The organism is Bradyrhizobium sp. Mp27 (assembly GCF_029953005.1).
GTDB lineage: Bacteria > Pseudomonadota > Alphaproteobacteria > Rhizobiales > Xanthobacteraceae > Bradyrhizobium > Bradyrhizobium barranii.
In genome coordinates this window covers 37,596-49,605 of record NZ_JASAUS010000061.1, presented here as the reverse complement: position 1 = coordinate 49,605, position 12,010 = coordinate 37,596, and the positions used below count along the sequence as shown (strand labels likewise).

At 66.2% G+C, this 12,010-nt stretch carries 11 protein-coding genes; 8 read left to right on the top strand and 3 right to left on the bottom strand.

Annotated features, from left to right (window positions below):
* Nucleotides 1–97: 97 nt before the first annotated feature.
* Nucleotides 98–886, top strand: a complete 789-nt coding sequence (locus QJT78_RS27170; protein ID WP_038943758.1) for an SDR family oxidoreductase — start codon at nucleotides 98–100, stop codon at nucleotides 884–886.
* Between the two features lie 134 nt (nucleotides 887–1,020).
* Here the strand turns inward: QJT78_RS27170 and QJT78_RS27165 are convergent, their stop codons facing one another.
* Complete coding sequence (locus tag QJT78_RS27165) at nucleotides 1,021–2,034, bottom strand: zinc-binding alcohol dehydrogenase family protein (protein ID WP_028151188.1); 1,014 nt, start codon at nucleotides 2,032–2,034, stop codon at nucleotides 1,021–1,023.
* A 133-nt stretch (nucleotides 2,035–2,167) separates the two neighbouring features.
* Between QJT78_RS27165 and QJT78_RS27160 the strand changes: the two genes are divergently transcribed.
* Nucleotides 2,168–2,551, top strand: a complete 384-nt coding sequence (locus QJT78_RS27160) for a helix-turn-helix domain-containing protein (protein WP_028151187.1) — start codon at nucleotides 2,168–2,170, stop codon at nucleotides 2,549–2,551.
* 41 nt (nucleotides 2,552–2,592) lie between these two features.
* Here the strand turns inward: QJT78_RS27160 and QJT78_RS27155 are convergent, their stop codons facing one another.
* Entirely contained in the window at nucleotides 2,593–4,224 is a 1,632-nt protein-coding gene (locus QJT78_RS27155; RefSeq protein WP_028151186.1) for an OprO/OprP family phosphate-selective porin, read from the bottom strand.
* 315 nt (nucleotides 4,225–4,539) lie between these two features.
* Between QJT78_RS27155 and QJT78_RS27150 the strand changes: the two genes are divergently transcribed.
* Genes QJT78_RS27150 through QJT78_RS27140 form a run of 3 tightly spaced genes read left to right on the top strand, consistent with a single transcriptional unit; the run spans nucleotide 4,540 to nucleotide 8,547 of the window.
* Nucleotides 4,540–5,946: a DegQ family serine endoprotease gene (locus QJT78_RS27150; protein WP_028151185.1), complete on the top strand. Its 1,407-nt coding sequence runs from the start codon at nucleotides 4,540–4,542 to the stop codon at nucleotides 5,944–5,946.
* Nucleotides 5,943–7,280, top strand: coding sequence for a replication-associated recombination protein A (locus QJT78_RS27145; protein WP_028151184.1), 1,338 nt, complete (start codon nucleotides 5,943–5,945; stop codon nucleotides 7,278–7,280). The genes QJT78_RS27150 and QJT78_RS27145 overlap by 4 nt, the downstream gene beginning before the upstream one ends.
* A 52-nt stretch (nucleotides 7,281–7,332) precedes the next feature.
* Nucleotides 7,333–8,547: an RluA family pseudouridine synthase gene (locus tag QJT78_RS27140; RefSeq protein WP_038943757.1), complete on the top strand. Its 1,215-nt coding sequence runs from the start codon at nucleotides 7,333–7,335 to the stop codon at nucleotides 8,545–8,547.
* A gap of 203 nt (nucleotides 8,548–8,750) precedes the next feature.
* Here the strand turns inward: QJT78_RS27140 and QJT78_RS27135 are convergent, their stop codons facing one another.
* The gene (locus tag QJT78_RS27135) at nucleotides 8,751–9,197 is read right to left on the bottom strand and encodes a hypothetical protein (RefSeq protein ID WP_028151182.1); all 447 of its coding nucleotides are present in this window, start codon (nucleotides 9,195–9,197) and stop codon (nucleotides 8,751–8,753) included.
* Between the two features lie 74 nt (nucleotides 9,198–9,271).
* Between QJT78_RS27135 and QJT78_RS27130 the strand changes: the two genes are divergently transcribed.
* The 3 genes from QJT78_RS27130 to QJT78_RS27120 are packed head-to-tail and all read left to right on the top strand — an operon-like array spanning nucleotide 9,272 to nucleotide 11,975.
* Nucleotides 9,272–10,066: an ATP12 family protein gene (locus tag QJT78_RS27130; protein ID WP_028151181.1), complete on the top strand. Its 795-nt coding sequence runs from the start codon at nucleotides 9,272–9,274 to the stop codon at nucleotides 10,064–10,066.
* Between the two features lie 56 nt (nucleotides 10,067–10,122).
* Nucleotides 10,123–11,715, top strand: a complete 1,593-nt coding sequence (locus QJT78_RS27125) for a flagellar hook-length control protein FliK (protein WP_038943756.1) — start codon at nucleotides 10,123–10,125, stop codon at nucleotides 11,713–11,715.
* Nucleotides 11,712–11,975, top strand: a complete 264-nt coding sequence (locus QJT78_RS27120) for an EscU/YscU/HrcU family type III secretion system export apparatus switch protein (protein WP_028151179.1) — start codon at nucleotides 11,712–11,714, stop codon at nucleotides 11,973–11,975. The genes QJT78_RS27125 and QJT78_RS27120 overlap by 4 nt, the downstream gene beginning before the upstream one ends.
* Nucleotides 11,976–12,010: the final 35 nt, after the last annotated feature.

Genomic DNA, 12,010 nt, shown 5'->3' with positions numbered 1-12,010 from the left:
CTGAAGCTCTTGCCCGGGAAACAAACTCAAACTAACAGTCCCTTGTCCTGCCTCGCGGGTGGAGGAATTTGACTGACCACACCCGGAGGAATTTGAAGTGACCCGCGGGGTTTCCGGAAAGACCGCCCTCGTGACCGGCTCCACCGCCGGCATCGGCCACGCCATCGCGAAAGGTCTCGCTGCGTCCGGCGCGAGCGTGGTCATCAACGGTCGCGGCCAGGACAAGGTCGATGCCGCCGCGCGCAAGCTGGAAGGGGCGGGCGTCAAGGTCCGCGGAATCGCCGCCGACGTCTCGACCGCAGCGGGCTGCAAGGCGCTCGTCTCGGCGCTGCCGGAGGTCGACATCCTCATCAACAACGCCGGCATCTTCGAGCCAAAAGACTTCTTCGAGATCCCCGACGAGGACTGGAGCCGCTTCTTCGAGGTCAACGTGATGAGCGGCGTGCGGCTGTCGCGCGCCTATATGAAGGGCATGCTCAAGCGCAACTGGGGCCGCATCGTCTTCATCTCATCGGAGTCCGGGCTCAACATTCCCGTCGAGATGATCCACTACGGCATGAGCAAGACAGCCCAGCTCTCGGTCGCCCGCGGCCTCGCGCAGCTCACCCGCGGCACCGGCGTCACCGTCAATTCCGTGCTGCCGGGTCCGACCATGTCGGAGGGCGTCGAGACCTTCGTGAAGGATCTCGCCAAGCAGAATGGGCAGTCGGTGGATGAGGCCGCGGCCAATTTCGTCAAGCAGCACCGCCCGAGCTCGCTGATCCAGCGCTTCGCCAGCGTCGACGAAATCGCCAACATGGTGGTCTATGTCGCATCGAAGGAAGCGTCCGCGACCAACGGTGCGGCGCTGCGGGCCGAGGGTGGCATCGTCAACACGATCGCCTGAGACGCGTTCGTAGGGTGGGTTAGCCGGCGGCTGCGCGAAGCGCAGTCCGCTGGCGTAACCCACCACTGTGTATCTCCGAAGGGGCAGAAGAGGTGGGTTACGCTGCGCTAACCCACCCTACGGCGTTGTAGCGCCTACCATCCCTCGAGCACGATCTTCCCGCGCGACTTGCCGCTTTCGAGCAGCGCATGCGCGCGCTTGAGGTTGGCCGCGTTGATCGAGCCAAAGGTCTGGTCGAGCGTGGTGCGCAGCACGCCCTTGTCGATGAGGTCGGAGACGTCGTTGAGCAGATGATGCTGCGCGATCATGTCGGGCGTCTGGAAAGAGGAGCGCGTGAACATCGATTCCCAGTGTACCGAGATCGCCTTGCCCTTGAAGGTGCTCACGGCGAACTCCGGGGGATCGTCGATCAGGCCGAACCGACCCTGCGGCGCCATGAACTCGGCGATCGCCTTGTAGTGCTGGTCGGTGAAGGTGAGGCTCGCCACCAGCGCGACCGGCGGCAGCCTCAAGCTCTCGATCTGCTCCTTCATCGGCTTGCCGTGGTCGATCACCGCATGCGCGCCGAGATCGAGGCACCATTTTTGCGATTCCGGCCGCGTCGCGGTCGCAAGCACCGTGAGGCCCGTGAGGCGGCGCGCAAGCTGGATCAGGATCGAGCCGACGCCGCCGGCGCCGCCCGTGATCAGGAGCGTGCGCGGATCGACGCTCTTGCCGGGCGCCGCGCCGAGCCGGTCGAACAGCAGTTCCCAGGCGGTGATGGAGGTGAGGGGGAGGGCTGCGGCCTGCGCGAACGACAGGCTCTTCGGCTTGTTGCCGACGATGCGCTCGTCGACCAGGTGGAATTCGGAATTGGTGCCCTGGCGCAGGATCGAGCCGGCGTAAAACACCTCGTCGCCCGGCTTGAACAGCGTGACGTCCGGACCCACGGCATCGACGACGCCGGCCGCGTCATAGCCAAGAATCTTCGTCTCGCCCTCGGGCGGGGCGGCACGCTTGCGTACCTTGTAATCGACCGGGTTGGCCGAGATGGCCTTCACGGCGACGCGGATATCGCGCCCCTTGGGCTCGGGCTTTGCGGTCTCGAAATCGATCAGCGCGTCCTGATCCTCGATCGGAAGCGATTTTTTGTAGCCGACGGCCTTCATGGCTTGTCTCCATCAAATGGCGCGTAGCTTGTGATGTGCGCCTGGCCCGCTAACTGTCCCGCTAGCCCCGATTTGGCAAGTACTGTAAATTCGGGGATATAGTCCCTGTTTGGATACTATTGGGAAAACACGCATGAAGCGGCGAGATTTTACCCGGCGTCCCGGCTGCTCGGTCGAGGCGACGCTGGACCTGATCGACGGCAAGTGGAAGGGCGTGATCCTCTATCACCTCCAGGACGGCACCCAGCGCTTCGGCGAACTGCGCCGCCGGATGCCCGGCATCACCCAGCGCATGCTGACAAAACAGCTTCGCGCGCTGGAGGAGGACAAGCTCGTCATCCGCAAGGTCTATGCCGAGGTGCCGCCACGCGTGGAGTATTGCCTCTCCGAGCTCGGCGAGAGCCTGCGGCCGGTGATCGATATCCTGAAAGCCTGGGGCGAGAGCCATCAGCAACGGCTGTCCTGCGCGCCGCCGCCCGAAGCGGAGCCGGTCAAGAAGCCGAAGCGCGCAGCGTAACTCTCCGGGAGCGGACCGTGCCGCTCCCGGAAGAGATTGCATCAGAACGCAAACTGCGTGCGCAACGCGATCGCATCGAACTTCGAGCCGGTGTCCGCCGCCGACACCGCCGAGGCCTGCTTCGACACCGTGCCATGCAGATAGTCGAGCATGAAGCGCACATTGCCGTTGACGTACCAGTTGAGCGCCAGCGTGTAGACGGTTTGCCGCCCGCCGGCGATGCCGGCGGCGGTCGCCAACTGATCGTTCAGATCCACGGTCGAGTAGCGACCGGCGATCTCCCAGGCACCCCAGCCGCCGCCGTTGATCGAGAACGGATTGTTCGGCTTGACGCCGCCATAGGCCGCGTTGCTCGGATTGTACTTGCGCGATTCACCGGTCAGGACATAGGCCGCCTGTGCGTAGCCCCCCTGGAATTTCAGGCTCGACGTACCGATGGGCGCCACCGCGGTGTTCGCGCCGCGATCGATGTTGAACCAGTAGTATTCGCCCTGGACCCAGAGCGGTCCATAGGTGGCCGCGGCTTCCACGCCATAGACCTGCGCGCCCGACACATTTGCAATCGCTCCGGTCGAGATCAGCGTCGTAGGATCGATGCGCAGCTCGGGACGATCGCTGAGCGTGAGCGTTTGCGTGTTTGCGATCAGATTGCGCGGCGGCTGGATCAGCCACTCGGCGTCGGCGCCGAGATGCACCGAGTAGTCGTTGCCGCTCACGACCTGGCCCGCAACGCGGGCGGTCGCGCCGTATTGCTCGCTGGTCCCGGGAGGTGACACGCTCGAGGCCGAGTGAACGGCACCCGAGGTCGGGCCGGTCACGTAAGCGCCGGCCCAGAACACGTCATTGTACCAGCGGGCACCGGCGGCTGAACGGAAGTCGCCGGCGGCGATATTTTGCGCGATGATGCCGACCGAGGCGCGTTCCATGAAGGCAATGTCGTTGGAACTCGTGGATTCATCCAGGGTCCAGGCAAGGTCCATGATGCCGGCTTCGATTGCCATCTTGCCGCCGAACGGCTTCAGCCCCGTGTAGCTCACGAACGCGTTTTCGATGCCGGATGTGCCACCGCCAGGCAGGAAGCCGACAGGCGTAGCGCCAGCGGCGCCCGTGCCGCCAAATCCGTCGGACGAGCCCCCGAAATCGTAGATCAGCGCGAAATTCCAGTCTTCGAGGAATTTGCCGACGACACCGATGCGCGCGCGACGCACGTTTTCGCCGCTGTCCAGCTTTTGCGGCACAGTTGCCGCCGTGTTGGGACGATAGCCATAGCCGCCCATATCGTAGTGCACGCGACCGGTGATCGCGACACAGTTCGCCCCATCGGCGGTGCAGATGGTCGGCCGGTTGTTCGGCATCGTCACGACGGCGCCGGACGCGGGCGCCGGTCCCTTGAGCGGGATCGCCGCGTTGGCATTGGCCACGACCGCCTTCGCCTCCGAGCGCGCTTCGGCCTTGGCCTCCGCCTTTGCTTCGGCTTTGGCCTTCGCCGTGGCCGCCGTATTGGCGGCGGTCTGGCTCTGGAGCTTGTCGAGCTTCTGCTCCAGCATCTTCAATTGCTGCTTCAGCAGAGCGATCTCCTGATCGCTGCTGCTTGCTGTTTGGGCCTGGGCCTGCGAGGCCGCCAGCGCACCGGCGAGACCAATCGCGGTGGCTGCAAGTCTTGTCCTGCTCACATCATGACTCCATCGTTTGACGAACTTCCCCAAGTCGTAACGGGAGAGCCTAGGTCTGAACGATGACTGCCCCGCGACGCTGCGCCCGGTTGCGCGGTTCCCACTGATGCCAATTCGCCGCAACCGAATCCGCTCGCCCACCACAATGCTGGATGACGCGCATCATGCCAATCCACCGCCCAGGTAAATTGTCATTTCGCACGCAGGACTTGCACGCCGGACACACCGGGAAGGGGGGCTCAATAATGCCGCCTGGCGCCCTTCTATTGGCGGGCGAACGCGCCTATATTCCGGCGTCTTTTCCGAGAGGTAGGAATGTTTCGATCGACCCGGACCGCCGTCATCACGGCATTGTGCATAGCGTTTTCAGCCCACCTCAATCCGGCCGCCGCGCAGGACCGCCGTGTCCCGTCCTCGCCCGCCGAACTGCGGCTGTCCTATGCGCCAATCGTGCAGCGGGTGCAGCCGGCCGTCGTCAACGTCTACGCCGCCAAGGTGGTGCAGAACCGCAATCCGCTGCTGGACGACCCGATCTTCCGCCGCTTCTTCGGCGTGCCGGGTCAGCAGCCCGAGCAGATGCAGCGCTCGCTCGGCTCCGGTGTCATCGTCGATGCCTCCGGCCTCGTCGTCACCAACGTCCACGTCATCGAGGGCGCGGACCAGGTGAAAGTATCGCTGTCGGACAAGCGGGAGTTCGAGGCCGAAATCCTGCTGAAGGATCCGCGCACCGATCTCGCCGTGCTGCGCCTGAAGGACACCAAGGAGAAGTTTCCGACCCTCGACTTCACCAATTCCGACGAGCTGCTGGTTGGCGACATCGTGCTCGCGATCGGCAATCCCTTCGGCGTCGGCCAGACCGTGACCCACGGCATCATCTCGGCGCTCGCGCGCACCCAGGTCGGCATCACCGACTACCAGTTCTTCATCCAGACTGATGCGGCCATCAATCCCGGCAATTCCGGCGGCGCGCTGGTCGACATGAGCGGAAAGCTCGCCGGCATCAATACCGCGATCTATTCGCGCTCCGGCGGCTCGCAAGGCATCGGTTTTGCGATTCCCGCCAACATGGTGCGCGTCGTCGTCGCCTCCGCCAAGAGCGGCGGCAAGGCGGTGAAGCGGCCGTGGCTCGGCGCGAAACTGCAGGCGGTGACGCCCGAGATCGCCGAGAGCCTCGGCCTGCGTTCGCCGACCGGCGCGCTGGTCGCAAGCGTGGTCTCGACCGGCCCCGCGGCCAAGGCCGGCCTGAAATCCTCCGATCTCATCACCGGGATCGACGGCCAGACCGTGGATGATCCCAACGCCTTCGACTACCGCTTTGCCACGCGTCCGCTCGGCGGCACCGCGCAGATCGACGTGCAGCGCGGCGGCAAGCCGCTCAAGGTCACGATCGCGCTCGAGACCGCACCGGACTCCGGCCGCAACGAACTCGTCGTCACCGCGCGCTCGCCGTTCCAGGGCGCGAAGGTCTCGACCATCACGCCGGCCGTTGCCGACGAGCTGCATCTGGACGCCGATACGGAAGGCGTCGTGATCACCGATCTCGGGGGCGACAGCGCGGCTGCGAATGTCGGCTTCCAGAAGGGCGACATCATCCTCGCCGTCAACAACCAGAAGATCGGCAGGACCGCCGACCTCGAGAAGGCAGCGGGCGAACGGCCGCGGATCTGGCGCATCACGCTGGTGCGTGGCGGCCAGCAGATCAACGTCACGCTGGGCGGATGAGCCCGAAGCGACCACAGGAGACGCCAACTCTGTTCGCCGCGGCGGGGCTCGACCACGAGGCTCCGCATCCGCTGCCGGACCGACTGCGCCCGCGCGCGCTGTCGGAGGTCGTTGGCCAGGACCATATCCTCGGTCCCGACGGTGCGCTGACGCGCATGCTGGAGACGCGCACGCTCGGCTCGCTGGTGTTCTGGGGACCGCCCGGCACCGGCAAGACCACGGTGGCGCGGCTGCTGGCGGATGCGACGGATCTGCACTTCGAGCAGATCTCCGCGGTGTTCTCCGGCGTTGCCGATCTGAAGAAGGCGTTCGATGCCGCGCGCGCCCGCCGCGAGATGGGCAAGGGCACGCTGCTGTTCGTCGACGAGGTGCATCGCTTCAATCGCGCCCAGCAGGATTCGTTTCTGCCGGTGATGGAGGACGGCACCGTCGTGATGGTCGGCGCGACCACCGAAAACCCGTCCTTCGAGCTCAACGCGGCGTTGCTCTCTCGTGCGCGCGTGCTGGTGTTTCGCTCGCTCGATGCCGCCGCGATCGAAAAACTGTTCGCGCATGCCGAAGAGGTCGAGGGCCGCAAGCTGCCGCTCGATGACGAGGCGCGCGCCGTGCTGGTGCGCATGGCCGACGGCGACGGCCGGGCCTCGCTGACGCTTGTCGAGGAGGTCTGGCGTTCGGCGCGGGCGGACGAGATTTTCAACGCGGCGCAGTTGCAGGAGATCCTGCAGCGCCGCGCGCCGATCTACGACAAGTCGGCCGACGGTCACTACAACCTGATCTCTGCGCTGCATAAGTCGGTGCGGGGCTCCGATCCCGACGCCGCGCTGTATTACCTCGCGCGCATGCTCGATGCCGGCGAGGACCCGCTGTTCCTGGCCCGCCGCGTCGTACGCATGGCGGTCGAGGACATCGGCCTTGCCGATCCGCAGGCGCTCGTCATTGCCAACGCGGCCAAGGACGCCTTCGACTTCCTCGGCCATCCCGAGGGCGAACTCGCGATCGCGCAAGCCGTCGTCTATCTCGCCACCGCGCCGAAATCGAATGCCGTCTACACGGCTTTCAAGGCCGCGATGCAGGTCGCAAAACAGGCCGGCTCGCTGCTACCGCCAAAGCACATCCTCAATTCCCCGACCAAGCTGATGAAGTCCGAAGGCTACGGCGCGGCCTACGAATACGACCACGACGCCCCCGACGCCTTCTCCGGCCAGGACTACTTTCCGGAAGCCCTGGGCCGCCAGACCTTCTACGACCCGCCCGAGCGCGGTTTTGAGCGCGAGATCCGCAAGCGGCTGGATTACTGGGCCAAGCTGCGGAAGGAGCGGGGAGGCTCGCGCTAGAAACGGCCATTTCGCCGTGACGGGAGCCGGCTTTTAGGGTACGCAGGCAACCATGAGCCGCCGCATCAAGAGAATGAACCCAAAGCCCCGCTCGCGTGACGAGCGCGACGATTCGCGTCCGTTCAAGGCGCGCACTGCGAAGAAGGCGGGACCACGGCTGGGTGGCAAGCCGGGTGCGAAGCCGCCGCGCTTTGCGGCGGAGCGTGCTGAGCGGCGGCCGCCCAAGGCTGCGCCCGAAGCGTCGGCGCAGGCAAAGCCCGTCGAGGCGCTGCTGCCGACCAAGGTGCAGACCGTCAAGGTGACGGCTGACGAGAACAACATGCGCGTCGATCGTTTCCTGGAAGCGCGCTTTCCCGGCCTGTCGTTCTCCCACATCCAGCGCGTCGTCCGCAAAGGCGAGCTGCGCGTCGATGGCAAGCGTGTCGACAGCAAGGACCGGCTGGAGGAGGGCCAGAGCGTCCGCATTCCGCCGTTGAAGCTCGACACGCCGAAGGCCGCCGGTGAGCTGTCGGAAGGCGCCCAAAAGACGCTTCAGGCGCTGAAAGAGATGACGATCTACGAGGACGACGACGTCCTCGTCCTGAACAAGCCTCTCGGCCTCGCCGTGCAGGGTGGCTCGGGCATGACACGGCACATCGACCAGATGCTGGAGGTGATGCGCGATTCCAAGGGCCAGAAGCCGCGCCTGGTGCACCGCATCGACCGGGAGACCTCGGGTTGTCTCCTGATCGCCAAGACGCGGTTTGCCGCCTCGCATCTGACCGGCGCGTTCCGTTCGCGGTCCGCGCGAAAAACCTATTGGGCGCTGGTGCCGGGTCTGCCGAAGCCGAAGCAGGGCCGCATCTCGACCTTCCTCGCGAAGGAAGAGAGCGAGGACGACACCATCATGCGCATCGCCCAGCATGGCGACGAAGGTGCCAGCCACGCGGTGACGTATTATGCGGTGGTCGAGACCGCCGGCAACAAGCTGACCTGGGTGTCGCTGAAGCCGGTGACCGGCCGCACCCATCAGCTGCGCGCCCACATGGAGCATATCGGCCACCCCATCGTCGGCGATCCCAAATATTTCAACATCGAGAACTGGCAGCTGCCGGGCGGCCTGCAAAACCGGTTGCATCTGCTTGCGCGCCGCATCGTCATTCCGCATCCCCGCGGCGGCGTGATCGATGCCACCGCGCCATTGCCGCCGCACATGCAGCAGTCGTGGAATCTGCTCGGGCTGGATGCGAGCCGGTTTGATCCGATCGAGAACGCGCCGGAAGAGTAGGGATTGGACGTGCCGGCTGCGGCAGTTGCGCGACCGAGTAAGCCACATTCTCCGGTGTCATCGCCCGCCTTGTGCGCAATTGCGCACTGGGGCGGGCGATCCAGTACTCCGAGACGGGCTGCGGTTGAATCGATGGGCCGCGGCGTACTGGATGCCCCGCCTTCGCGGGGCATGACAGCTGTGAGTCGAACTGTCCCACCCCCTCACTTCCGAAACTGCTCCAGAAACATCCGCAGACTGTCGTGCGGGCTTTCGACATCCGTGATCAGCCAGCCTTCGGGTCCGTTGACCAGGACGAAGTTCAGCGTGACCTTTCGCCCGCGATTGTCGAAATTCGCTGCGACATAGGTCTTGTCGTATTGCCTGCGAACGACCGTGATCGCGACCGGGCCGAGCTTCCAGTTCGGGCTCTGCACCAGGAAGTCGTAGGGCTCGACCCTCGGTGCGCTCCAGGCCCTGCGCAGGCTGGGGTCGAAGAATTGCCGGGCGGAGGCGGCATCGCGCGGCAGGCCTTTTGACAGTTCCGGCGCGCCATCGCCGTAATGCGCGTAGACATTGCGGACCAGCGATTCCGGGGAGCGGAAACCGGCGTCCGCCGCGGCCGGCCAGAGCCCGGCGAGCAGGGCCGCAATGCCCGCAAGTTCCCTCATGCGTTGCCGCTCGCTTTATCAGCCGCCGGTCTTGGCTTACAAGCCTAGCATCCAGAGACCGGGGCCGAAACGAGATGCGCGAATTGTTCGATGAGGTTGCGGGGCGGTCCCCGCTCGATCCGCAGGAGGCGGTGCGCCAGGCCGCGCGTACGCCGCGGCGCAAGCGCTTCTACAAGGAGGCGGGCCTGGCCGAGGCCGAGGGCGGTTTCGCCATCACGCTGGACGGCAGGCCGATCCGCACGCCATCGGCCCGCCAGGTGGTGATCCCGTCGCGCGCGCTGGCCGATGCCGTGGCCGCGGAATGGGCGGCCCAGGGCGAGACGATCGATCCCGTGACCATGCCGCTGACGCGGATCGCCAACAGCGTCGTCGAGGGTGTCATCGATCGCGTCGAGCTCGTCAGCGACGACCTTGCAAAATACTTCGAGACCGACCTGCTGTTCTATCGCGCCGGCCACCCCGAAGGGCTGGTCGCCCGCGAGGCCACGCATTGGGACCCCGTGCTGTTCTGGGCCGCGGAGACCCTGGGCGCGCATTTCATCCTGTCCGAGGGCATCATGCATGTGAAGCAGCCGGACGAGGCCGTTCAGGCCGCCCGCGCCGCGCTCCCCGGTGATCCCTGGTCGATCGCGGCGCTCCATGTGGTCACGACCCTGACCGGTTCGGCGCTGCTGGCGCTGGCGCTCGCCCATGGCGTGTGCGATGCCGGCCAGGTCTGGGCCGCCGCCCATGTCGACGAGGACTGGAACGCCGAGAAATGGGGCGTGGACGAGGAGGCGGCTGGCCGCCGCGCCGCTCGCCTGAAGGATTTTGAGGCCGCCGTGGCGGTGCTGGCGGCCGTGAAGCCGCAAGCGGACGAAGGTCCTTAACGAGAGGTTTACGAGGGCGGCCTTAGGGTGGGGCCAGCGTTCCCCGGACCCCTGAAATGCCAACGCCGATAAGCTCGATCGTTCCCGTCGGTGCCGCCAGCCCCGTGGCTGATGCGGCGACGCCCGATCTTGTGCTCCAGGCCGGCAGCGTCGTGGACGCAAGGGTCGTCAGCGTGATGGCCGACAATCTGGTGCGGATCGCGATCGCCAATCTGTCGATGGATGTGATGTCCGAGGTGTCGCTGACACCGGGGCAAAATCTCCAGCTCGCAGTGTCGCAGAACGACGGCACCATCAGGCTCGCCATCATGAACGGGGCAGGCGAGGCGACGGCGGACCAGATCACGCTGACGCCGCGCGCGGCGTCGCTCGTGGACAGCCCGTCGCTGGCGCCATCTGCGACCACCGCACGCAACACGCTGACGCCATCGGAGCAGGTCGCCGTCACCGTGGCTTCGGCCGAGGCGGTAACAAAACAGGGCAGCCAGGCGCCGCTGTTCGCCAATCTCGCCTCCGTCGTCACCGGCAGCGATCTGCCGGCGGGACTGAAGCAGGCGGTGCTGGACGTGTTGGCGCAGCAGACGCCGCTCAACACTGGGCTCGATGGCGGTGATATCGAATCCGCCTTCCAGAAGTCCGGTCTGTTTCTCGAGGCGTCATTGGCCGCAGGCACAACGCCGTCCTCCGGCACAATGCCGGACCTGAAGGCCGCGCTGCTGGTGCTGCGCCAGACATTGGCCACGCTCGAGACCGCCGCGCCACGGGCGCAAGGCGCCGCGATCGCTACGGCGGGGAAACCGCAGGTCGCCGCCGTGCCGGGTCAGGCCGCATCGCCGTCAACCGAGCTCGATATGGCCCAACAGCCGCAGATGCCGCGCAGCGCCAATCTCCCAGCCGCTGTACTCGCCGACATCGCCGGCGGCGCTCCGCAGGCCGCGATGCCGCGAACCATGTCCGCCGGCCTTGCCGCGACCCTCCTGCAGGAGGTCACGCAAAACCTGCCGCGCCTGATCGGCAACGTGCCGGGCTCCAACAAGGCCGTGCCCGACGGCCATCTCTTCGAGGCCGCGGCGCGCGCGACACCGCCGCCGTTCCGCGGCGCGCTGCCGGCGCCGCAGGGGATCGCCTCGCCATCGCTCGCGCCGGATACGCCGCTCTCCGCAACGGTGCACCGCCTGCTCGACGACACCGATGCCGCGATCGCGCGTCAAACGCTGCTCCAGGTCGCTTCGCTGCCTGATCGCACCGATGCCTCCGGCCATCGCATCGGCCCGGCCGTGCCGCAATGGAATTTCGAGATTCCCTTTGCGACCCCGCAGGGCACCGCGATGGCGCAATTCGAGATCTCGCGCGATGGCGGCAATGAGTCCTCTGATCCCGCCAAGCGCGCCTGGCGCGCGCGCTTCACGCTCAATGTCGAGCCGGCCGGCCCCGTGCATGCCCTGATCACGCTCAACGGCGACAAGACCTTTGTGCGGATGTGGGCGGAGCGGCCGGCGACCGCGCAGCAGCTCCGCGCCGGCATCGGCGAGCTCAACCAGGCCCTGACGCGCGCCGAGCTCAAGCCCGGCGACATCCTGGTGCGCGACGGCACACCGCCGCAGCCGGCACCGGCCCGCGCCGGCCACTTCCTGGATCGCGCCACATGAGCGATCCATCCAAGCTCGCCATTGCGCTGCATTACGAGAAGGGCAGCAACGCGCCTGTCGTCGTCGCCAAGGGCAAGGGCACGATCGGCGAAAAGATCGTCGAGATCGCCAAAGCCAACGACATTCCGATCGAAGAGAACGAGATCTTGGCCGGCGCGCTGTCCAAGGTCGAGCTCGGCGAGGAGATCCCGCCCGACCTCTACAAGGCCGTCGCCGAAGTGCTGGTGTTCGTGCTGCGGCTGTCGGGCCGGGGGCGGTAGAGCATGATCCGGAAAAGCGTGCAGCGGTTTTCCGA

What these genes read in the sequence shown, in the direction of transcription:
- QJT78_RS27120 (WP_028151179.1), top strand. Translation starts at nt 11,712, where the DNA reads ATGAGCGATCCATCCAAGCTCGCCATTGCGCTGCATTACGAGAAGGGC.
- QJT78_RS27160 (WP_028151187.1), top strand. Translation starts at nt 2,168, where the DNA reads ATGAAGCGGCGAGATTTTACCCGGCGTCCCGGCTGCTCGGTCGAGGCG.
- QJT78_RS27130 (WP_028151181.1), top strand. Translation starts at nt 9,272, where the DNA reads ATGCGCGAATTGTTCGATGAGGTTGCGGGGCGGTCCCCGCTCGATCCG.
- QJT78_RS27125 (WP_038943756.1), top strand. Translation starts at nt 10,123, where the DNA reads ATGCCAACGCCGATAAGCTCGATCGTTCCCGTCGGTGCCGCCAGCCCC.
- QJT78_RS27140 (WP_038943757.1), top strand. Translation starts at nt 7,333, where the DNA reads ATGAGCCGCCGCATCAAGAGAATGAACCCAAAGCCCCGCTCGCGTGAC.
- QJT78_RS27135 (WP_028151182.1), bottom strand. Translation starts at nt 9,197, where the DNA reads ATGAGGGAACTTGCGGGCATTGCGGCCCTGCTCGCCGGGCTCTGGCCG.
- QJT78_RS27150 (WP_028151185.1), top strand. Translation starts at nt 4,540, where the DNA reads ATGTTTCGATCGACCCGGACCGCCGTCATCACGGCATTGTGCATAGCG.
- QJT78_RS27145 (WP_028151184.1), top strand. Translation starts at nt 5,943, where the DNA reads ATGAGCCCGAAGCGACCACAGGAGACGCCAACTCTGTTCGCCGCGGCG.
- QJT78_RS27165 (WP_028151188.1), bottom strand. Translation starts at nt 2,034, where the DNA reads ATGAAGGCCGTCGGCTACAAAAAATCGCTTCCGATCGAGGATCAGGAC.